The organism is Mucilaginibacter sp., assembly GCF_039207105.1.
Lineage (GTDB): Bacteria > Bacteroidota > Bacteroidia > Sphingobacteriales > Sphingobacteriaceae > Mucilaginibacter.
Genome location: NZ_JBCECK010000039.1, coordinates 20,129 through 40,987, shown reverse-complemented (window position 1 = coordinate 40,987; position 20,859 = coordinate 20,129). Strand labels below are relative to the sequence as shown.

Genomic DNA, 20,859 nt, shown 5'->3' with positions numbered 1-20,859 from the left:
AAAAAATGGTCGGGTGGCCGAGTGGCTAGGCAGAGGTCTGCAAAACCTTTTACAGCGGTTCGAATCCGCTCCCGACCTCAAGGGTATTAAAAAATTTAAAGAACAAACATCATGGGCGTTACACGTTTAAAAAGAAAAGATAGAAAAAACAAAACTACTTCACGTTTAGAAGTTCAGTTTTTGAAACTGGCTACTAACCTGGAGTACGGAAGCCGTTCTGCTGAGTCAAAACACAGCCAGATCACTAAAAACAACGAAGCTTTAGCAAAAGCTATCGCTGCAAAATAATTCTATCTGGTTTTAGCGCGCTAAGCGCTTGAAAAGATCTTATAAAATCCTGTCGGTTTAAGAAACTGGCGGGATTTTTTATGCGCCGACCGTTGATTATTGGGGTGATTACGCTGATTTCGCTGATTGCCTTGTCTTGGTCGTTGATTTTGGAGGAGTGATTGCGTTGATACCGTTGATAATTGTCCTAAATCATTATTTTTTCTCAATCAGGCCATCATCAGTAAAATTCCTGCTTAGGCAGAAAGTCATCAACGAAATCAACGTAATCACCCCAATAATCAACGGTCAAGAAGCTTCTTATTGATCCTGCCAATCAGCGCAGGGCCTTCGTAAATAAAGCCGGTATATAGCTGTACCAGTGATGCGCCGGCTTGCAGTTTTTCTATGGCATCGTTGGCCGAATGGATACCGCCTACGCCAATGATAGGGAACGATCCGTTCGATTTTTTATGCAGATAGCTGATCACCTCGGTTGAACGCTTGGTAAGCGGTTTGCCACTCAATCCACCCATTTCATTTTTTAGGCTTTCGGCCACAGTTAAGTTTTCGCGGCTGATAGTAGTATTAGTGGCAATAATACCTGCAATGCGGGTTTGCTGCACAATGTCAACAATATCATCCAACTGCGAGTCGGTGAGGTCGGGTGCTATTTTGAGCAGGACAGGTCTGCTGATACCGTTTTTTGAGTTGCGTTGCTGCAAGGTGTTCAGGATGTGCATTAAAGGCTCTTTCTCCTGCAGGGCACGCAATCCGGGAGTGTTAGGCGAGCTTACGTTCACCACAAAATAATCAACCACATCAAACAGGCGGTCAAAGCATTTGATATAGTCGCTCACGGCATCCTCGTTCGCGGTAACCTTGTTTTTACCGATGTTGCCGCCAATGATAAGTTGTTTTTGAGCGCCTTTGGCATTCCGGCGAAAAGCAGCCATGCGTTCGGCCACCACATCAACGCCTAAATTATTAAACCCCATACGATTGATCAGCGCACCATCGGGCGGCAGGCGAAACATACGCGGCTGCGGATTGCCGGGCTGAGGCAGGGGGGTAACCGTACCGATCTCCACAAAACCGAAACCAATATTGGCCATTTCGCCCATCAGCTCGCCATTTTTATCAAAGCCGGCAGCCAGGCCAACCGGGTTTTTAAAACGCAAACCAAATACTTCTTTTTGCAGTCGCGGGTTGTTCACATCCCATATGGCCCGGCTCAAAGCTGCCCCGCCCGGAAAGCGGTTAAAGCGTTTTAAGTTGCGGGTAACAAAATAATGTACTTTTTCAGGATCGAACTGGAACAGGATGGGTTTTAATAAAAAATACATGCCGCGAAGTTAGCACATTAGTTAATGTGTGTAAACCAGAAATTAGGAATTATTAATTTGTTGTACAATACCTATTCTACCGCGAGTTTAGCGACAGCGTAACTCGTGGTACGTATGGCAAGAGCTTTCAGCTCGCTTAATTTATGAAAATCACGTAAGCTGAAAGCTTACTCTATGATAAGTCACGAGTTACGCTATCGCTAAACTCGCGACAGAGCCACATTTTTTTAAAACAACTTTATTAACTTGAACCCGATGAGCAGTAATTATAAATTTCATGATCAGGAACGGCCATATTTTGTAACTTTTACGGTAATAAGATGGATTGATGTACTTACCAGAAGAGAATATAAAGATATTATTGTTGATAGTCTCAAATATAGCATTGAAAATAAAGGCCTTCAACTGTACGCATGGGTTATTATGAGTAACCATGTTCATTTGATAATCGGGACGAATAACAAACCTATGCAGGATATTTTAAGGGATATCAAAAGACATACGTCAAAAGCCATTATAAAAGCTATTAGTGAAAATTTGCAAGAGAGCAGAAGAGAATGGATGCTCTGGTTTTTTGAACGCGAAGGGAAAAATAACGTTAATAATGAACGCTATCAATTTTGGCAGCAAGGGAGCCATCCTGTTGAGTTATCAAGCAACGGAATAATGGATCAAAAGCTTGAATATCTGCATAGCAATCCTGTAACAGCAGGATGGGTTAATGAACCAGAGCAATATCTTTACAGCAGCGCGATTGATTATGCAGGAGGAAAAGGATTAATTGATATTGTTTTGATAGGCTAAGTCTAAAAAATATCATTCTACCGCGAGTTTAGCGATAGCGTAACTCGTGGTACGCATGGCAAGAGCTTTCAGCTCACTTTATTTGTGATAATTACGTAAGCTGAAAGCTTACTCCCATGCCAAGTCACGAGTTACGCTGACGCTAAACTCGCGACAGTGAAAAGCAACGGGCGGGTGAGTTGCCAATGTACCATTCCTGATACAAAACCCCAATCCATTGCCCAACAATCACGTAAAATTGTAAATTCGAAAAACATAGCCAAACAAAATAAGCCATCTATGATCAAAATACTAAGCGATAAGTTTGAGTCTTCGCGCCGTCATTTTCTTAAAACCGCATCTATAGGTACTTTGGCCGCTGTTGGGGTACCGCAAATTGTATCTGCCGCCCTGGCTGCAGAAAAAGCATCCAAACTGAAATTTAATACAGGTGATGTAATACTGTTTCAGGGTGATTCTATTACTGACTGGGGGCGCGACCATAAAAAAAACGAATATAACACCACTGCTGCCCTGGGTTCGGGGTATGCGCTGGTTACTGCGTCCAAACTGTTGTTTGACCATGCTGATAAGGGCCTCAAAATATATAACAAAGGTGTTAGCGGTAATAAGGTTTACCAGCTGGCCGAGCGCTGGGATACCGATTGCCTGGCTATAAAACCCAATATATTAAGTATACACATTGGTGTAAATGATTTTTGGCACACCCTTAATGGCAGCTATAGCGGCACCATTGATAATTACACTGCCGATTATAAGAAACTGCTTACACGTACCAAAGAGGCTCTGCCCGATGTGAAATTGGTGATCTGTGAACCATTTGCTTCGAAAGGCGTAAAGGCTGTAGACGATAAATGGTATCCAACGTTTGATCTGTTCAGGAAAGCGGCCCGTGACATAGCCACTGAATACAATGCTATTTTTGTGCCATTTCAGGCTGCCTTTGATAAAGCCATAGAAACCACTCCGGCAGCATACTGGAGCCTTGATGGCGTACACCCAAGCATAGCCGGCGAAGCTCTGATGGCCCAAACCTGGCTAAAGGCGGTGGGAGCGTAGCCTGGCATTAAGGTTGTACGTTTTAAGTGATACGTAGTAAGTTGAAAGATCATGTTATACGGTCAGATTATATCTAACGTAAAACCTGAAAAGTTATATTGGCATAAACTAATTGCTTGCACACTTTGAGATACGTAATAATCTGCGTTTTTGCTTTATCTGTTTTAATAGCTTGTAAGCAGTCGGCTAATAAATCGGTTAAAAAGGCTGATACTGTTGTTAAAGCACCTCTATCATTGATTGTTAAAAAGGATACTGTTGGAAAAAAAGTTTACCCATTAACAGATAGCGGACAACTAATGATGCATCTGGATAGCTTGCCAAAGGCGGTATTTCCCTATAAGTCAGACGGAAATATGCAGTCTGTTATTGCAATCGATCTATCAGCATTTAAAAATAAAAAGCTACATAATATTCCATTGAAACTTATTCCAACACAACTTGGAGCAGGCTTTTTAGATAGCGCTGAAGATGATTCAGATTCCAGTGCTGTTTCCTTTAATTTAGTTGACACGGCTAATCATAAAGTTGAAGGAGTTTTAGTGGCTATTAGACCCAAATTTGTTGTTATTGATCTTCGGGGAATTTTGGTAACCTTATCTTATCATGTCGAAGTGATTGACGCTATTCATACGGTTACAGGCGATGGGAATAATCATTGGCAAATTAGTCGGACGTCAACAATTAATAAAGACCTTACTATTGTGCTCCACCATTCGTGGAGTGCTGAATCTTACAAAAAGGGTCATTTCGATTCTGAAAATGATGAAGAAAAATGGTTTATTGATAGCGGCGGTCATATTAAAAAGCAATAGATCAAGCATAGCTTAAGGCGATAGTACATAATGAACGCGTAGTACGTTGAAAGACCGCATTTTAGGTTAGAATTATCTATGCAACGTAAAACATATAACGTACAACCTATAACCTTCCTGCTTTCGTCTCAAAAGCGTATCTTTGCGGCCAAATGATTGCGATAAATAACCTTACGTTTGAGATTGGTGCGCGGGCCCTTTATGATGAAGCCAACTGGCATATAAAACCCGGTGAAAAAATTGGTTTAATAGGTGCCAATGGAACCGGTAAAACTACCCTCCTGAAAATTATTGTAGGCGATTACAAACCTACATCGGGCACCATATCAATGGCTAAGGACCTTACAATGGGGTACCTGAACCAGGATTTGCTGTCATACTCATCTGATAAAACTATTGTACATGTGGCTATGGAAGCTTTTGAGCGCCAGAACCAGCTGCATGATGAGATTGAGACCTTACTTAAAAAACTCGAAACTGATTACACCGAAGATCTTTTACACAAACTGAGCGATAAACAGCATGAGTTTGAACTGCTTGACGGTTATAACATTGAATATAAGGCACGCGAAATATTAGCGGGTTTGGGTTTTAGCGACACTGATTGCGAGCGTAAGCTAAGCACCTTTTCGGGTGGATGGCGCATGCGTGTAATGCTGGCCAAAATATTATTGCAGGCTCCCGACATCCTGTTACTGGATGAGCCTACCAACCACCTTGACTTACCATCTATCCAATGGCTGGAAGATTATCTGAAGGCTTTTAATGGCGCTATCGTTATCGTATCGCACGATAGATGGTTCCTGGATAAGGTGATCAACCGCACGGTTGAATCGCGCAAGGGTAAGCTTACCGTTTACGCGGGCAACTATAGTTTTTACCTGGAAGAGAAAGCCCTGCGCGAAGAAATTCAGCGTGGTGAGTTCAAAAACCAGCAATCAAAAATAAAACAGGAAGAGCGTTTGATTGAGCGTTTCCGTGCCAAGGCATCTAAAGCAAAAATGGCGCAATCGCGTATTAAAATGCTTGATAAAATGGAGCGTGTTGATGATGTGGATGATGATAACCCTACGGTTAACTTCGCCTTCCGTTTCACCAAACAATCTGGTAGGCACGTGGTAACGATGGAGCACATCACCAAAAAATATCCCGGCATCGATATTTTGGATGATGCGGAGGCCATTATTGAAAAGGGCGACAAAATAGCCTTGATTGGTGCCAACGGTAAAGGTAAATCAACCCTGTTGCGCATAGTGGCCGGTGCCGATAAAGAGTTTGCAGGTAGGGCCGAAACAGGTCATAATGTATCGCAAACATTTTTTGCACAGCACCAGCTGGAATCATTGCACCTGGAAAATCAGATATTGCAGGAACTGCAGGCTTTTGCACCTAAACATACCGATACGGAACTGCGTACCATATTAGGTTCGTTCCTGTTTACGGGCGATGATGTGTTTAAAAAGATCAAGGTACTATCGGGTGGCGAAAAATCACGTGTGGCTTTGGCTAAGGCACTTACTGCCGATGCTAACTTCCTGGTACTGGATGAGCCTACCAACCACCTGGATATGCAATCGGTAAATATCCTGATCCAGGCTTTAGATCAGTACGAAGGTACGCTGATCGTGGTATCGCACGACAGGTATTTCCTGGATAACGTAGCCAACAAGATCTGGTTTATTGAGGATCAAAAAATAAAAGTTTACCCAGGTACTTATGCCGAATACGACGAATGGTTGTCTAAACGTAAGTTAGAGCCAAAAGCGGCCATCCCGGCTCCTCAGCCTAAAAAGGAGGAGAAAAAGCCCGAACCGGTTAAACAGCAGCATGGCGAGAACAAACACCAGCAGCTTAAAAAACTAAACCAGGACCTAAGCAAAATGGAAGAGCAGATTGCCGACCTGGATAAAACCGTAAAACAACTGGAAGCCAAATTGGCCGACGATAAAATTTACACTGATAATGCCAAGTTAAAGGAAACCAATGCAGCCTATTCCCAAAAGCAAGCAGAACTAAAACAAGTTCAGCAAAAATGGGAAACCCTGGCCGAGCAGATCCTGGAACTGGAAGCATAAACTATAACAGGATATTTTAATATATCCGCAGATTTTAGTATATTTAAAGAAATAACAGCCCGTCTTTTCCTTTAACCGGAAAGGCGGGCTGTTTTGTTAAAGAGCCAGGAAGAAGAAAAGTGTAGATATTTGGTATTTGTGTCTGTTTATCAGTTAGTTAAAACTTTTTAAACATTTATAAATGACCTAAAAGCGCACCAAAATGCAAGATTTTCGCTCAATTCAATCAATTTCCCACCAATTTTCGCCTTTTTTTGACCTTTTTTGAAACGAAAAAGTGTTAAAATAAAATTTTAAAAAGTTTTCCGGTTGGGTTGTGTAAAATATTGGTTGGGCTAATTAGTTTCTCTTTCGGAAATTCTTAAATTTCCAATCTCAAGATCGGGCCGGTTTTGTCCCGGCAAAATGAGGATACCTAAAAACTAAAAAATGAGAAAGCATCTTTGCCTGTTCGTTCTCCTGCTGGTTACTATCAAAGGCTTCGCGCAAGCGCCTTATGACAATAATGTATATAACACTTCCATCAAAAGCGTGGAGTTTTATAACAGCAAAAAACAGGGTTCGTTCCCGGTAATCAATTTAGGATCAGATGAAAAAGTGCTGCTGGCTTTTGACGATCTGAGAGGTGGCAGCCGCAATTATTACTATACTATTGAGCATTGCGATACCCGCTGGAACTCCTCAAACCTATCCACCGCCGAGTACCTGCAAAGCTTTACCGACGACCGTTTGTATACCTACACTTACTCATCGGGGACTATTCAAAAATATACACATTATGAGCTTAAGCTGCCTAACAACAACATAGCGCCCAAATTGGCAGGTAACTATATACTAAAGGTTTACGAGGATGGCGACCAATCAAAAATGGTGCTTACCCGCCGTTTATATGTGCTGGGCAAAAAGGTAACTATAGCGGCTACTACAGGCCCGTCGCCGGGCACAGAAACCCGGCAAACCAACCAAAAGGTAAACTTTACCGTTGATTATACAGGCTTGCAGGTTCAAAACCCATCAAATGATATACGCGCCTTTCTGATGCAGAACGCCCGTACGCAAACCGGTATATTAAACACGCAGCCTACTTATGTACGGGGAACGCAACTACTTTATAATGATGTTACCATCAATGATTTCCCGGGCAGAAACGAATTCAGGCTGTTTGATACCCGTACGCTGAAGCTTAATTCACAGCACATTGCGCGTATTATTAAGGATACGGCCAACAACGTGGTTTTACTGACTGATCCGGTACGTGACAGCCCTAATTATATTTTAACATATGATAATGACGGCAAATTCTTTGTACTGAACCAGGATGGCACCGACCCACGTATTGATGCTGATTACGCGCATATCTATTTTAGTTTTGCCGCCAACAAGTCGGAATCTGAAGGGAGTGTTTACATTGTTGGCCAGTTTAATGATTACAAGCTGGATGAGCATAGCAAACTAACCCGAGGCGAAAACGGAAAATATAATATCAACTTGTTTTTAAAGCAGGGGGTATACGATTATGAATACGTTTGGTACGATAATAAAACGAAAAGAGCCAACGATATCACGTTTGAGGGCAGCCATTTTGAAACTGAAAATGATTACCAGCTGCTTATCTACTACCGCCCGCCCACTGCCCGCTGGGATGAGCTGGTTGGCTTTGGCGAGTTGAATACGGTGAAGAAATAGGAGCTTCACCTAAGTTCTTTCCAAAGGGGAGGACTTTGAAGTAATACTCCCTCTCCTTTGGAGAGGACTGGAGTGAGGCTCAAAAAACGTATCTTTGTACAAAACAAATCTCTATATGACAGGAAAATCGCCGCAGGAATCATATACCATCATGAATGAATTGGTATTACCCAATGATACCAACACCTTAAACAACCTGATGGGTGGGCGCCTGCTGCACTGGATGGATATTGCCGCGGCTATATCCGCGCAAAAACACTGTAATCGCATTGTGGTAACCGCATCGGTTGATAACGTGTCATTCCAGTCGCCTATTAAACTGGGCGATGTGATCAGTATAGAGGCAAAGGTAACCCGGGCATTCACAACTTCGGTGGAGGTTCGCATGGATGTATGGGCACAGAATATACCATCGGGTACCCGTGTAAAAAGCAACGAGGCCTATTATACCTTTGTAGCGCTTGACAGTGAGGGTAAAAAAACAGCTGTACCGTGCCTGATACCAGAAACAGACGCGGAAGTAACCCTTTTTGAGGGAGCTTTGCGCCGTCGCCAATTGAGGCTTATATTGGGTGGTAAAATGCTGCCAAACGATGCTACCGAACTGAAAGCGCTTTTCTTTGGCGAACAGCTTCCGCTGAACCTGCGCGATTAATTAGTGGCGGTAACAAAAAGGGAATTTCATACTCTAAATATCAGGTACAATGTACCAACCGATTTAAATTTATTGCCATGAGATACTTTTTATGCTTTTTGCTGCCACCGCTGGCCATATTAACCACTGGCCGGATAGGCGCATTCATATTGAATATATTGTTAACGCTTTGCTTTCTGATACCAGGTATTATTCACGCTATATTAGTGATTAACGATTATTACGAAGCCAAAAGGCATCGCCAGCTGATGCGTGCTACCCGAAGAGCCGGAAGATGGTAATTAGTGAATGTGTAAATGTGCGGATATGCAGATGTGCAAATGATACCCGTTTACATCTAAAATAATATCTGCACATTTGCATATCTTAAATCTGCACATCTATAAAAGATGCAAAAAGGCAAACTGTTAATTATCGACGACGAAGAACGGCTGCGCAACCTGCTGGCCCGTATACTTCAGCTGGAAGGTCACGAAGTACTTACCGCTGCAAACGCCAAAGAAGGCCTGCGCAAATTACAACAGGAACAAATTCAGGTAGTATTGAGTGATGTAAAGCTGCCTGATATCGACGGTATCACCCTCTCCGAAACTATCAAAAAAACATATCCGGCTACCGAAATTATAGTCCTTACCGCCTATGGCACCATTAACGATGGGGTAAAGGCCATTAAAGCAGGTGCTTTTGATTATATCACCAAAGGTGATGATAACGAAAAGATAATCCCCCTGGTAAGCAAGGCTATGGATAAGGCCCTGCTGCAGCAAACGGTGATTGACCTGCAAAGTAAGTTGAATGATAAGTTTGGGTTCGACAGGCTTATCGGTAAATCAACAGCTATAAGTGATGTGATCAAGCTGGCTCAAAAAGTATCTTTAACCGATACCACTGTTTTGTTATTGGGTGAAACCGGCACCGGGAAAGAGATTTTTGCCGAAGCTATTCACCAGGCCAGTAACCGGAGCGCTAAATCATTCGTGGCTGTAAATTGCAGCGCCTTTACTAAAGAGTTATTGGAAAGCGAGCTGTTTGGCCATAAGGCAGGATCATTTACCGGCGCACTGAAAGATAAAAAAGGCCTGTTTGAGGAAGCCAACGGAGGTACTATATTTTTAGATGAAATTGGCGAGCTCGACCATGATCTGCAAGCCAAACTGCTTCGAGTGCTGGAATCGCAGCAGTTTTTAAAAATAGGTGATACCAAGCCTACCCAGGTCAATGTACGGATACTGGCTGCAACCAACCGCAACCTGCAAACTGAAATAACCGATGGCCATTTCCGGTCAGATCTGTTTTACCGCCTGTCGGTTTTCCAGATCACATTGCCTGCCCTGCGCGAGCGTAAAAAAGATATTAAGCTGCTGGCCGAATACTTTATGCAGTATTTTGCCCTAAAGGTTAAAAAGCAGATCAATAAACTAAGCGAGGAGTTTGTAGATAAGCTGGAAGCATACAACTGGCCCGGCAACATCCGCGAACTGAAAAACATCATTGAACGCGCGGTTATCTTGGCCGATAATAATATTTTAGACGAAAGCCTGCTACCCTATGAAATTCAGCAGCAACAGGTAAAATCAGGCAGCCCGCTATCTGCGTTTGATCTATCATCGGTAGAAAAACTGCACATACAGCGCGTACTTAACCATACCCACGGTAACCGCGCCGAAGCCGCTCATTTGTTAAACATAGGTGTAGCTACACTTTACCGTAAGCTTAAAGAGTACGGGTTGGAGTAGGGTTAGATACAATAATTCGCGGGTTGGGTAGCGGATGGAAAAGTCTTTTTGCCTATCTTAAATGCATGAAAACCCTAAACCTTGTAATTGCTTTTATACTCATCCAAATTAGCTATGCATTGGCACAGGATACTACCTCCATTATGCAGGCAATGAGGAAAGGCAGCATATTCAGACAAGCGGCAAAATACATCGAATTAAAAGATGTTCCGGATCATATAGGCGATACGGTTTGTGTTTATGGCCATATACGTGAGATCAAAGAAATACCTGGTGTTAATGGTTTCATTGTAAGTATTGACTCCGCATCGAAAGGTAGATCCGTTGCCGTTGAGATAAGCTATCTGTATGAAGCTGCCAAACCGAGTGTGCTCAAAGCCTTAAAAAAACATGATATTGAGGTGTACGGGGTAGTAAATGGAAACCGTGAAAAACCAATCATTACAAACTCAGTCTTTATGGCTGATGATAAATCAGCTTTTTTGCTTTCAAGCTTTAAATCAAGATTGCAGTTTCAAAAAGATGGAGGTAAAAAGCCATCGACGCGTGTTACAAGTGTTGAGTTACTGCCTCCAAGTAGGGAGGCAGTTAAAGCCAGTAGCTACAAATATTTTTCTGAAAGGGTAAATAAAAAAATATGGTATAGCGATAGTGTTTCAGATGCTAAATTTTATGTAAACGAAATGCTTACCGAATTATATTTAAGTAACGAAACATTAGTAGTAATCATTAAAGGCGAAGTCCGCAATAAGTTTCATACAATTCCTGAGGTTGCATTTTTAAATAAACAAATCTCGATTAAAGGGAGGGTAATTCCTTATAAAGGAAAATTCGCTGTAAACATTACTAATCCTAAACAAATAGAATTAATAGGGTATTAATTTTTCAGTGCCCATTCCCACTTTGATAACCAATTATCATTTTGATAGGTTTATCAATCACTAAAAATCTCCAACAATTACATAAAAACCTATTAAATGGCTGTATTTAAGCTATTTAATAGGTTTTGTTATTTTGTGGCATCCGCTTGGTAAAGCACCTGTAAAAACTAATACTATGGATGTTTTACAAGTTGTTATTTACGTAGTGGCCTTCATAGCCATCTTCTGGCTCTTTTTTAAATCAGTTAGTTACTTCGAAAAAATCTAATCACCATGATCGCATTATTCATTGTGGCCATAGCCGTGTTCATATACATGGTGTACGTGCTGCTTAAACCCGAAAAATTTTAACTATATAACCCATGAACTCTGAAATTTCAGGTGTAATATTTACTTACCTGCTCACGCTTGCACTGGCTATACCACTGGGCCGCTACATAGCCCGCGTTTTTAAAGGCGAAAAAACATGGCTTGATTTTATGGCCCCTGTTGAACGTTTCATTTTCCGTTTCAGCGGTATTGATACCAAAAAGGAAATGAACTGGAAACAGCATTTATTTGCCCTGCTTACTATTAATAGCGTGTGGCTCATTTATGCATTTGTTTGTTTAATGGCCCAGGGCCACCTTCCGCTTAATCCAGATGGCAACGCGGGCCAATCGGCAGATACAGCTTTTAATACCGCCATTAGTTTTTTGGTAAACTGTAACCTGCAACACTACTCAGGCGAAAGCGGCGCTACTTACTTTACACAGCATTTTGTGTTTATGTTCCTGCACTTTGTTTCTGCTGCTACAGGTATTGCAGCACTGGTCGTAGTGTTCAGGGCCTTAAAAGATAAAGTGACCGACAAGCTGGGTAACTTTTGGGATTACTTTGTAAAAACCCTTACCCGTGTATTACTGCCTATATCATTTGTAATAGCCATTATATTAGCCTTTAACGGCATGACCACCAGCTATGCCGGTAAAGACACTTTTATCAGTATGCAGGGCGATACCGTTCACGTATCCCGCGGTCCGGTTGCTGCTTTGGTGGCCATTAAACACTTAGGTACAAACGGCGGCGGTTGGTTTGGAGCAAACTCAGCTCATCCAATCGAAAACCCAAACTACTTAACCAATATTACAGAACTGGTTGCGCAAACTTTAATACCCATTGCGTTGGTATTTGCGCTTGGCTTTTATCTTAACAAGAAAAAATTCGCTTACGTTATATTCGGTGTCATGACGCTGGGTATGCTCATGTTGCTCATCCCAACAATGAATGCCGAACTGGGGGGTAACCCTGCTATCGCTAAAATGGGGATTAGCCAGCCAACGGGCGCAATGGAAGGTAAGGAAGTGCGCTTTGGCCCGGCCAGTTCTGCTTACTGGAGCATAGTTACCACTATTATATCAACAGGTTCCATCAACTCCATGCACGATAGCGCCATGCCGGTATCAGGTATCATGATGATGCTGGGCATGATGGTGAACTGCTTTTACGGTGGCTGTGGGGTAGGTATCCTGAACTTTTACATTTTTATCATTATAGCCGTGTTTATTTCGGGATTGATGGTTGGGCGAACACCCGAGTTTTTCGGCCGTAAAATCGAGGCCCGGGAAATGAAGATAGCCTCGTTGATCGCCTTGCTGCATCCTTTCATTATTTTGGTAGGTTTGGCCATTTCGTCATATGTATTAGTACATATGCCTGGTGCAGATTGGGCGGTTAAACCGTCGGCCTGGTTAAATAACCCGGGTAGCCACGGCTTTTCCGAAATGCTGTATGAGTATACCTCATCTGCTGCCAACAACGGTTCAGGTTTTGAAGGTTTGGGCGATGGTAATATATTCTGGAACGTTACTACTGGTATTGTCATGATCCTTGGTAGGTTTTTACCAATTATTGGCCCGCTGGCCATAGCCGGTTTGTTAGCCAATAAAAAATATATACCAGAATCGGCCGGAACATTGAAAAGCGATACCTCAACTTTTGGGGTGATGATATTCGCGGTGATCGTGATTATTGCTGCACTGTCATTCTTCCCGTCATTAGCATTAGGTCCAATTGCCGAACATTTTTCATTAAGATAAACGAGCCTCACCCCGCCTCTCCAAAGGAGATGGTTCTTAAAAGTCCTCTCCCTTGGAGAGGATTTAGGTGAGGCTAAACAAAAGAAATAATCATATAGAATTCGTCATGAACTCAAATCAAAATACATTATTCCAGGGCGATCAAATGAGGGAGGCTTTCAAGCAGTCATTTATCAAACTGAACCCACGCGTACTGTTCCGCAACCCGGTAATGTTTACCGTTGAGATAGGAACATTCGTGATGCTGATAGTAAGCATTTACTCTTTTGCCAATAAAGGACAGGGCAGTTTTGCTTACAACTTTACCGTATTCATCGTTTTACTATTAACTGTTCTGTTCGCCAATTTCGCCGAAGCTATTGCCGAGGCGCGCGGAAAAGCGCAGGCCGAGAGCCTGCGCAAAACCCGCGAAGAAACACCTGCCCGTTTACTGGTTAACGGTAAAGAAGAAAGGGTGATGTCGTCGCAATTAAAAAAAGGCGATGTGTTTATCTGCGAAACCGGCGATAACATCCCAACCGATGGTGAGATCATTGAGGGTATTGCTACCATTGATGAATCGGCCATTACCGGTGAGTCAGCCCCGGTGATCCGTGAGGCGGGCGGCGATAAATCATCTGTGACAGGCGGTACTAAGGTATTATCTGACAGGATCAAGGTAATGGTGACCACTCAACCCGGCGAAAGCTTTCTGGATAAGATGATCGCCCTGGTGGAAGGTGCCTCACGCCAGAAAACACCGAATGAAATAGCTTTAACTATTTTACTGGCAGGCTTCACGCTGATATTCGTGATCGTGTGCGTTACGTTGAAACCTTTTGGCGATTATGCCAACACGCCTATCACCATAGCGGCTTTTATCTCTCTGTTTGTATGTCTCATCCCAACCACTATCGGCGGGCTTTTATCAGCCATTGGTATAGCGGGTATGGACAGGGCTTTGCGTGCCAACGTGATCACCAAATCGGGTAAAGCGGTTGAAACCGCCGGCGATTTGGATACCCTTTTGCTCGATAAAACCGGTACTATTACTATAGGTAACCGTAAGGCAACCCAATTTTGGCCTGCATTGGGCATCTCTCCTGACGTGTTGATTAATGCGGCAGTATTGGCTTCACTTGCTGATGAAACCCCAGAAGGTAAATCCATCATTGAACTGGCAGGTCATGACAAGGCATTTTTAGATGTTAAAGCTCCTGAAGGTTCTGTGTTTATCAAATTCACCGCCGAAACCCGTTCCAGCGGTATTGATACACCCGATGGTTTAAAGATTCGTAAAGGCGCGTTCGATTCGATGAGAAACCTGGCCCATAAAGCCGATAAAAGGGTTCCGGAAGAGGTAGAAGATTGTGTGAAACGGGTAGCTTCTAACGGTGGTACACCACTGGTAGTTGCTCAGAACAGTGAAATTTTAGGCGTTATCGAACTACAGGACATTATTAAAACAGGTATTGCCGAACGTTTTGAGCGCCTGCGCAAAATGGGTGTTAAAACCGTAATGGTAACTGGCGATAATCCGCTAACCGCCAAATTTATTGCCGAAAAAGCTGGTGTAGACGATTTTATTGCCGAGGCCAAGCCTGAGGATAAAATGAACTACATTAAAAAAGAGCAACAGGGCGGTAAACTGGTAGCCATGATGGGCGACGGTACAAATGATGCCCCTGCTTTGGCCCAGGCCGATGTTGGTGTAGCCATGAACAGCGGTACACAAGCAGCAAAAGAGGCCGGTAACATGGTAGATTTGGACAATGATCCCACCAAACTGATCGAGATTGTGGAGATAGGTAAGCAGTTGCTCATGACCCGCGGCACGCTTACCACATTCTCCATCGCTAATGATGTGGCCAAGTATTTTGCTATTGTTCCGGCACTGTTCATGGTATCCATACCATCGTTAAGGGCGCTAAACATTATGGCCTTGCACAGCCCGGAATCAGCGATACTATCAGCAGTTATTTTTAACGCGATCATTATCCCGCTGTTAATTCCATTGGCTTTAAAAGGTGTGGAGTATAAACCGATAGGAGCAAGCGCGCTGTTGCGTCGTAACCTGCTGATCTACGGACTTGGCGGTGTACTTATCCCATTCATAGGCATAAAGCTGATTGACCTTGCCGTTGGCATATTTATATAGATATGAGTGCAGAGATATGAGATTTGAGACAAAAAAACAGAAGTCTTGAATTTCATATCCCTATCAATGGTCTCATATCTCAAATCTAATATCTCATATCTAAAATAAAAAGATGAAAACATATTTGTTGCCCTCATTAAAGTTAACGCTCATTTTGATCGTGATACTTGCAGGCATTTACCCACTGGCTATAGCCGGAGTAGGAAAATTAACACCGGGACACGGAGATGGCGAAACCATCCAATACAAAGGCCGTACAGTTGGCTATGCCCTAATAGGCCAAAAATTTACTAAAGACGAATATTTCTGGTCGCGCCCATCGGCTGTTGATTATAACGCGGCAGGTTCAGGAGGCTCAAACAAAGGTCCGTCAAACCCTGATTATTTAAAACAGGTTGATGACCGCATCAAGGATTTTATGAAACATAATCCCGGCGTTACCCGTGCTCAAATACCGGCCGAGCTGGTTACCGCATCGGGCAGTGGTTTGGATCCTGACCTGTCGCCAGCCGGTGCCCAGGTGCAGATTGCCCGCATTGCCAAAATACGCGGTATATCGGCACAACAATTAACCCAGCTGGTTAACGAGCATACCGAAAAACCGTGGTTAGGTGCATTTGGCCCGGCTAAGGTAAATGTGCTTAAACTGAACATCGCTTTAGACGAGCTGAAGAAATAGTATGGATTGTTTTGTAATTAATGTTGATTGTTAATTATAAACTTGGTTTGATTGACATTCATACTATAAAAGGGGATTTTTCGGAATCTCCTTTTATTAGTTTTAATACATTTATATAATGATCATGAATTTGAAAGGTAAGGTATACCAATCATGAGTGAAGAAAAAGAACAATCGGTTGAGCATTTTCTGGAACTGATCAAGCGTTCGCGGAGAGGTAAATTTAAGGTTTACATAGGCATGAGTGCGGGAGTAGGTAAAACCTACCGAATGCTGCTGGAGGCTCAGGCCCTGATGCGCAGCGGCATTGATGTTAAAATAGGATACATTGAAACGCATAACCGCAAAGAAACCGTTACCCAGTTAGAGGGCCTGCCGCTGATACCCCGCCGCAAGCTATTTTATAAGGGAAAGGAACTCGAGGAGATGGATCTGAAAGCCATCATTAGCCTGCGGCCCGAGGTGGTAATTGTTGATGAGCTTGCCCATACTAACATTGAGGGCAGCAAAAATGAAAAACGCTGGCAGGATGTAGTGGAGATACTGAACGCGGGCATCAATGTGATCAGCGCAGTGAATATTCAGCACATGGAAAGCCTCAACGAAGAAGTAGAACGCATAACCGGGGCCACCATAAATGAGCGCATACCCGATAAGGTTTTGCAAATGGCGGATGAGGTGGTGAATATTGACCTTACTGCAGATGAGCTGATTGACAGGCTAAAGGAAGGTAAAATATATGATGCAACAAAGGTTCCGCTGGCGTTGAGTAACTTTTTTCAGTCAGACAGGATATTGCAGTTGCGGGAGTTGGCCCTGCGCGAGGTAGCTCACCAGGTTGAACGGAAGATTGATACCGAGATACCTAAAAATATTAAACTGCGGCCCGAGCTTTTCTTGGCCTGCATAAGTACCAACGATGCATCGGCCAAGGTAATTATACGTAAAACGGCAAGGCTGTCATCATACTATCGCTCTAAATGGTTTTTATTGTATGTGCAAACATCAAGGGAAAGCAGCGACAAAATAAACCTGGCTTCGCAGCGGCACCTGATCAATAATATGAAGCTGGCCACCCAGTTGGGCGGCGAGGTACTGAAAATAAAAAGTGATAACATAGCCAAAACCATTTGGGAAACGGCCGAAAAGCATGATGTAACTACCATTTGCATTGGCAAACCGCGATTTAAATTTTATCAGGTGATCATGAAAACAGCCATATTTACGCAACTACTGAATAAAATGTCAAAAACTGATATTGACCTTGTAATACTATCATAGCCATGACCATTAAAAATAAACTCCGTACCGGCATAGGTTTTTTGTTTGTACTGGCATTAATATGCTGCGGGTTATCAATCTATTTTCTGAATCGCCTGTCGGCAGATGCCGGGGTGATCCTGAAGGATAACTATAAAACCCTGCAGTATACCCAAAAAATATTAGCTGCAATTGATGCAAGCGGCGGGCTCATAACTCCGGCCCAGGTTAAAACAATTGATTATAACCTCAACCTGCAAAGGCACAATGTTACCGAGCAAGGCGAAGGTAAATTGACCGACTCATTAAGCGCTGTTTATGAAAAAATTAAACTGCCCGGTCAGGACATTAAACTGCAAAACGAGTTACGCATCCAGGCCCGCCAGCTGATATATGGTATTATGCAGCTAAACATGAATGCCATATCGCACAAAAATGATGTGGCTACCCATACAGCCAGCCGTGCTACCATACTGGTCGCTTTTTGCGGCGCGTTCCTGTTTTTGGTTGCCTTTAGTTTCGCGGTGAATTTCCCGGGTTACATAGCTAATCCGCTTAAGGAGTTAACCGCCCGCATCAAAGAAGTATCAAACCGTAATTATCATCAGCAAATTCATTTTAAATCTGATGATGAGTTTGGTGAACTGGGAGAAGCATTCAATGTCATGACCAAGAAACTGGATGAGTTTGAGAATAGCAACCTGGCCAGCATCTTGTTTGAAAAGAAACGGATCGAGACCATCATCAACAGCATGCACGATGCCATTTTAGGTTTGGATGAGAAGCTCATCATCATATTTGCCAACGAGGTGGCCTGTACCCTGATCGGGATGACTGCCGAGCAACTGAACGGCAGGTATGCTCCGGATATAGCCCTGGAAAACGACCTGCTGCGCAATTTGCTCGTTAACGATCAGCCTAAACTGAAAATATTTGCAGATAACCGGGAGAGCTTTTACTCGCGCGAATCATTATCGGTAAACAGCAAAGGGAAAGTTATCGGAAAAGTGATCATCTTGAAAAATATAACCGAATATCAGCAGTTAGATGAGGCTAAAACTAATTTTATCGCCACCATATCGCACGAGTTAAAAACGCCTATCTCCTCTATAAAAATGAGTTTAAAATTGCTGGATGATAGTCGTATAGGAGCCGTTAACACCGAGCAAAAGCAGTTGCTGGAAAATATTGATGATGACGCCCGTCGCCTGCTGCAAATAACCGGCGAACTGCTGGATATGGCACAGGTTGAAACCGGAAAATTGCAGCTTAATTTTGGCAGTACACACCCCAGAAACATTGTTGATTACGCGGTGCGCGCCATCAAATTTACTGCCGATCAAAAGCAGGTTGCCATCAATGTAGATTGCGATGAGAACTTACCTGAGGTTCATGCCGATCTGGACAAAACCACCTGGGTATTGATTAACCTGCTCTCAAACGCTATCAAATACAGCCATGAAAAGTCAACCGTTGAGCTGGTGGTGAAAAAACACCATAATGACGAGATTGAGTTTTCGGTACAGGATCATGGTAAAGGTATTGAAGAGCAATATCTGTCGCGCCTGTTTGAACGCTACTTTAAAGTGCCAAACGCCTCTGCCGATCAAACCGGCACTGGCCTGGGCCTGGCCATAGCCAAAGATTTTATCGAAGCACAATCGGGAGAGATACATGTAGATAGTGAACTGGGCGCAGGGAGTAAGTTCACGTTTACGCTGAAGAGAATAGTTTAATATTCCCTAACAAATTCATTGCCGTTGACTTTAGTCACCTGAACAATGAATAAGGAGATGGGCTTTAGCCAAATACCATGTGTAATTTGGCTAAAGCCTTAATATTAGCCGTATGCTGTTGACTAAAGTCAACGGCAATGAATACCTAATGTGGTACAACTTTTATGGAATTATAAAAAACAAATTTGCATTTAATTTATTAATCGTAATATTGCAATATATTAATCAATAAGTTGAATCATGAATAATCAGAAGGTTATGAACTGGGCATCGTTTAAAGAACAATTGCTCATACACCCCGATCTTGATCTGCAATTTCAGTATGCCGAAAACAAATGGGTTAATGCTGCATACCACATTACCGAAATTAAGCAGGCCCCCATTACATCTGTTGATTGCGGCGGAAAAATGAACAGCTGGACGGAGATCATTGTACAATTATGGGAACCAACAGACCAGCAGCAGAAACGGCCCATGAAAGTGGGCAAAGCACTATCCATTATTGAACTGGTTGAAAAAACGTTGCCATTAAATCCTTTGGCTATGGTTAAAATTGAATTTGGTAATGCTGAGTTTGACACCCGGCAAATGTTTCCCGGCAGTATCGTTGCTGATGGCGATAATCTTCTGGTGGACTTACGACCAGATTCGGTACAGTGCAAAGCTATTGAAAGGGGAGGCAGCTGCGGTACCACTGATACTGGATCAGAGTGCTGTACTCCTGCCGATGCAAAATCCAAAATTGAATTAAAAAATTTAATTTCTACTTCTGTGTGTACTCCTGGTGGGGGTTGTTGCTAATTATCATTATATGAAAAATATATTAGTGCTGTGCACGGGTAATAGTTGCCGTAGCCAGATAGCAGAGGGTTATCTTCAAATGTATGCTGGCGATAAAGCACGGGTTTATAGTGCCGGTGTTGAAGTGCATGGCGTAAACCCAAGAGCTGTACAGATTATGGCTAATGATGGGGTAGACATTAGTCAACACACATCAAACCATGTGGATGAATATACAGACGTTCAGTTTGATTATATCATTACCGTGTGTGATAATGCCAGAGAGAATTGTCCTTACTTTCCTTCAACAGCACAAAGGTTTCATCATAACTTTCCAGATCCGGCTAAGGTTACCGGAACCGAGCAGGAGATAATGCAGGAATTTGAAAGGGTAAGGGATATGATCAAAACTTATACAGCTTATTTTATTGGTCAGAACCTGTAAGTTGCTGTTTTTGATTATTAACCGCTTTAATCGTAATATTGCCTGACATGGGTTTAACCAAAACAGAAAACTTTACTGAGGCTCAAAACGAGTTGGCCAAAATGCTTAAAGCTTTGGCGCATCCCGCGCGCATTGCCATTATTGAGCATTTGATAAAGGCCAATGCCTGTATAGGTACCGATCTGGTTGAAGTACTTGGCCTGGCCCAACCCACCACCTCTCAACACTTGCGGGAGCTTAAAGAAGCCGGCTTAATTAAGGGCACCATTGAGGGTACTTCCATGAATTACTGTATTGATCAGGTTAAATGGAAACAATATGCCGATAAGCTGAACGCTTTTTTTACCCCGGTTAATTTCCCTGAAAACTGCTGCTGATTTTTTTTGATTATAACTATCGTTTCATAGCAATATACAAATA

20 protein-coding genes and 1 tRNA gene are annotated in these 20,859 nt (G+C 42.8%); 20 read left to right on the top strand and 1 reads right to left on the bottom strand.

The window, feature by feature from the left end:
- Positions 1–7 precede the first annotated feature (7 nt).
- A tRNA-Cys gene (locus AAGC65_RS10555) sits at positions 8–78 on the top strand.
- 33 nt (positions 79–111) lie between these two features.
- Complete coding sequence (locus AAGC65_RS10550) at positions 112–288, top strand: spore protein (protein WP_321564456.1); 177 nt, start codon at positions 112–114, stop codon at positions 286–288.
- Positions 289–569: 281 nt separating this feature from the next.
- Here the strand turns inward: AAGC65_RS10550 and AAGC65_RS10545 are convergent, their stop codons facing one another.
- Positions 570–1,613, bottom strand: a complete 1,044-nt coding sequence (locus AAGC65_RS10545) for a quinone-dependent dihydroorotate dehydrogenase (protein ID WP_343112410.1) — start codon at positions 1,611–1,613, stop codon at positions 570–572.
- 255 nt (positions 1,614–1,868) lie between these two features.
- Here AAGC65_RS10545 and AAGC65_RS10540 point away from each other — a divergent pair, with 255 nt between their 5' ends.
- From AAGC65_RS10540 to AAGC65_RS10460, 18 genes are all read left to right on the top strand, one after another.
- Complete coding sequence (locus AAGC65_RS10540) at positions 1,869–2,417, top strand: REP-associated tyrosine transposase (protein WP_343112409.1); 549 nt, start codon at positions 1,869–1,871, stop codon at positions 2,415–2,417.
- 279 nt (positions 2,418–2,696) lie between these two features.
- Positions 2,697–3,476: an SGNH/GDSL hydrolase family protein gene (locus tag AAGC65_RS10535; protein WP_343112408.1), complete on the top strand. Its 780-nt coding sequence runs from the start codon at positions 2,697–2,699 to the stop codon at positions 3,474–3,476.
- 125 nt (positions 3,477–3,601) lie between these two features.
- Positions 3,602–4,291, top strand: coding sequence for a hypothetical protein (locus tag AAGC65_RS10530; RefSeq protein WP_343112407.1), 690 nt, complete (start codon positions 3,602–3,604; stop codon positions 4,289–4,291).
- A 152-nt stretch (positions 4,292–4,443) separates the two neighbouring features.
- Complete coding sequence (gene abc-f / locus AAGC65_RS10525; RefSeq protein WP_343112406.1) at positions 4,444–6,366, top strand: ribosomal protection-like ABC-F family protein; 1,923 nt, start codon at positions 4,444–4,446, stop codon at positions 6,364–6,366.
- 429 nt (positions 6,367–6,795) lie between these two features.
- On the top strand, positions 6,796–8,052 hold the full coding sequence (locus tag AAGC65_RS10520) for a DUF5103 domain-containing protein (protein ID WP_343112405.1): 1,257 nt from the start codon (positions 6,796–6,798) through the stop codon (positions 8,050–8,052).
- A gap of 115 nt (positions 8,053–8,167) precedes the next feature.
- The gene (locus tag AAGC65_RS10515) at positions 8,168–8,707 is read left to right on the top strand and encodes an acyl-CoA thioesterase (protein WP_343112404.1); all 540 of its coding nucleotides are present in this window, start codon (positions 8,168–8,170) and stop codon (positions 8,705–8,707) included.
- 77 nt (positions 8,708–8,784) lie between these two features.
- On the top strand, positions 8,785–8,988 hold the full coding sequence (locus tag AAGC65_RS10510; RefSeq protein WP_407940665.1) for a YqaE/Pmp3 family membrane protein: 204 nt from the start codon (positions 8,785–8,787) through the stop codon (positions 8,986–8,988).
- Positions 8,989–9,096: 108 nt separating this feature from the next.
- Positions 9,097–10,443 (top strand): sigma-54 dependent transcriptional regulator, encoded by a 1,347-nt coding sequence (locus AAGC65_RS10505; protein ID WP_343112403.1) that lies wholly within the window; start codon positions 9,097–9,099, stop codon positions 10,441–10,443.
- Positions 10,444–10,508: 65 nt separating this feature from the next.
- Positions 10,509–11,324, top strand: coding sequence for a hypothetical protein (locus AAGC65_RS10500; protein ID WP_343112402.1), 816 nt, complete (start codon positions 10,509–10,511; stop codon positions 11,322–11,324).
- 273 nt (positions 11,325–11,597) lie between these two features.
- On the top strand, positions 11,598–11,675 hold the full coding sequence (kdpF, locus tag AAGC65_RS26185; protein WP_169611101.1) for a K(+)-transporting ATPase subunit F: 78 nt from the start codon (positions 11,598–11,600) through the stop codon (positions 11,673–11,675).
- An 11-nt stretch (positions 11,676–11,686) separates the two neighbouring features.
- A complete protein-coding gene (kdpA, locus tag AAGC65_RS10495; protein ID WP_343112401.1) occupies positions 11,687–13,402 on the top strand; it encodes a potassium-transporting ATPase subunit KdpA in 1,716 nt (571 codons plus the stop codon).
- Positions 13,403–13,508: 106 nt separating this feature from the next.
- Positions 13,509–15,539, top strand: coding sequence for a potassium-transporting ATPase subunit KdpB (gene kdpB / locus AAGC65_RS10490; protein ID WP_343112400.1), 2,031 nt, complete (start codon positions 13,509–13,511; stop codon positions 15,537–15,539).
- Positions 15,540–15,651: 112 nt separating this feature from the next.
- Positions 15,652–16,218, top strand: a complete 567-nt coding sequence (locus AAGC65_RS10485) for a K(+)-transporting ATPase subunit C (protein ID WP_343112399.1) — start codon at positions 15,652–15,654, stop codon at positions 16,216–16,218.
- 153 nt (positions 16,219–16,371) lie between these two features.
- A complete protein-coding gene (locus tag AAGC65_RS10480; RefSeq protein WP_343112398.1) occupies positions 16,372–17,499 on the top strand; it encodes a sensor protein KdpD in 1,128 nt (375 codons plus the stop codon).
- Positions 17,500–17,501: 2 nt separating this feature from the next.
- On the top strand, positions 17,502–19,214 hold the full coding sequence (locus AAGC65_RS10475) for an ATP-binding protein (RefSeq protein ID WP_343112397.1): 1,713 nt from the start codon (positions 17,502–17,504) through the stop codon (positions 19,212–19,214).
- A gap of 240 nt (positions 19,215–19,454) precedes the next feature.
- Positions 19,455–20,015, top strand: a complete 561-nt coding sequence (locus AAGC65_RS10470; protein WP_343112396.1) for a DUF6428 family protein — start codon at positions 19,455–19,457, stop codon at positions 20,013–20,015.
- A gap of 10 nt (positions 20,016–20,025) precedes the next feature.
- On the top strand, positions 20,026–20,439 hold the full coding sequence (locus AAGC65_RS10465) for an arsenate reductase ArsC (RefSeq protein ID WP_343112395.1): 414 nt from the start codon (positions 20,026–20,028) through the stop codon (positions 20,437–20,439).
- Positions 20,440–20,486: 47 nt separating this feature from the next.
- Complete coding sequence (locus tag AAGC65_RS10460; RefSeq protein ID WP_343112394.1) at positions 20,487–20,816, top strand: metalloregulator ArsR/SmtB family transcription factor; 330 nt, start codon at positions 20,487–20,489, stop codon at positions 20,814–20,816.
- Positions 20,817–20,859: the final 43 nt, after the last annotated feature.

What these genes read in the sequence shown, in the direction of transcription:
- AAGC65_RS10460 (WP_343112394.1), top strand. Translation starts at nt 20,487, where the DNA reads ATGGGTTTAACCAAAACAGAAAACTTTACTGAGGCTCAAAACGAGTTG.
- AAGC65_RS10475 (WP_343112397.1), top strand. Translation starts at nt 17,502, where the DNA reads ATGACCATTAAAAATAAACTCCGTACCGGCATAGGTTTTTTGTTTGTA.
- AAGC65_RS10540 (WP_343112409.1), top strand. Translation starts at nt 1,869, where the DNA reads ATGAGCAGTAATTATAAATTTCATGATCAGGAACGGCCATATTTTGTA.
- AAGC65_RS10505 (WP_343112403.1), top strand. Translation starts at nt 9,097, where the DNA reads ATGCAAAAAGGCAAACTGTTAATTATCGACGACGAAGAACGGCTGCGC.
- AAGC65_RS10465 (WP_343112395.1), top strand. Translation starts at nt 20,026, where the DNA reads ATGAAAAATATATTAGTGCTGTGCACGGGTAATAGTTGCCGTAGCCAG.
- abc-f (WP_343112406.1), top strand. Translation starts at nt 4,444, where the DNA reads ATGATTGCGATAAATAACCTTACGTTTGAGATTGGTGCGCGGGCCCTT.
- kdpF (WP_169611101.1), top strand. Translation starts at nt 11,598, where the DNA reads ATGATCGCATTATTCATTGTGGCCATAGCCGTGTTCATATACATGGTG.
- AAGC65_RS10510 (WP_407940665.1), top strand. Translation starts at nt 8,785, where the DNA reads ATGAGATACTTTTTATGCTTTTTGCTGCCACCGCTGGCCATATTAACC.
- AAGC65_RS10480 (WP_343112398.1), top strand. Translation starts at nt 16,372, where the DNA reads ATGAGTGAAGAAAAAGAACAATCGGTTGAGCATTTTCTGGAACTGATC.
- AAGC65_RS10520 (WP_343112405.1), top strand. Translation starts at nt 6,796, where the DNA reads ATGAGAAAGCATCTTTGCCTGTTCGTTCTCCTGCTGGTTACTATCAAA.
- AAGC65_RS10515 (WP_343112404.1), top strand. Translation starts at nt 8,168, where the DNA reads ATGACAGGAAAATCGCCGCAGGAATCATATACCATCATGAATGAATTG.
- AAGC65_RS10550 (WP_321564456.1), top strand. Translation starts at nt 112, where the DNA reads ATGGGCGTTACACGTTTAAAAAGAAAAGATAGAAAAAACAAAACTACT.
- AAGC65_RS10470 (WP_343112396.1), top strand. Translation starts at nt 19,455, where the DNA reads ATGAATAATCAGAAGGTTATGAACTGGGCATCGTTTAAAGAACAATTG.
- AAGC65_RS10485 (WP_343112399.1), top strand. Translation starts at nt 15,652, where the DNA reads ATGAAAACATATTTGTTGCCCTCATTAAAGTTAACGCTCATTTTGATC.
- kdpA (WP_343112401.1), top strand. Translation starts at nt 11,687, where the DNA reads ATGAACTCTGAAATTTCAGGTGTAATATTTACTTACCTGCTCACGCTT.
- kdpB (WP_343112400.1), top strand. Translation starts at nt 13,509, where the DNA reads ATGAACTCAAATCAAAATACATTATTCCAGGGCGATCAAATGAGGGAG.
- AAGC65_RS10535 (WP_343112408.1), top strand. Translation starts at nt 2,697, where the DNA reads ATGATCAAAATACTAAGCGATAAGTTTGAGTCTTCGCGCCGTCATTTT.
- AAGC65_RS10545 (WP_343112410.1), bottom strand. Translation starts at nt 1,613, where the DNA reads ATGTATTTTTTATTAAAACCCATCCTGTTCCAGTTCGATCCTGAAAAA.
- AAGC65_RS10500 (WP_343112402.1), top strand. Translation starts at nt 10,509, where the DNA reads ATGAAAACCCTAAACCTTGTAATTGCTTTTATACTCATCCAAATTAGC.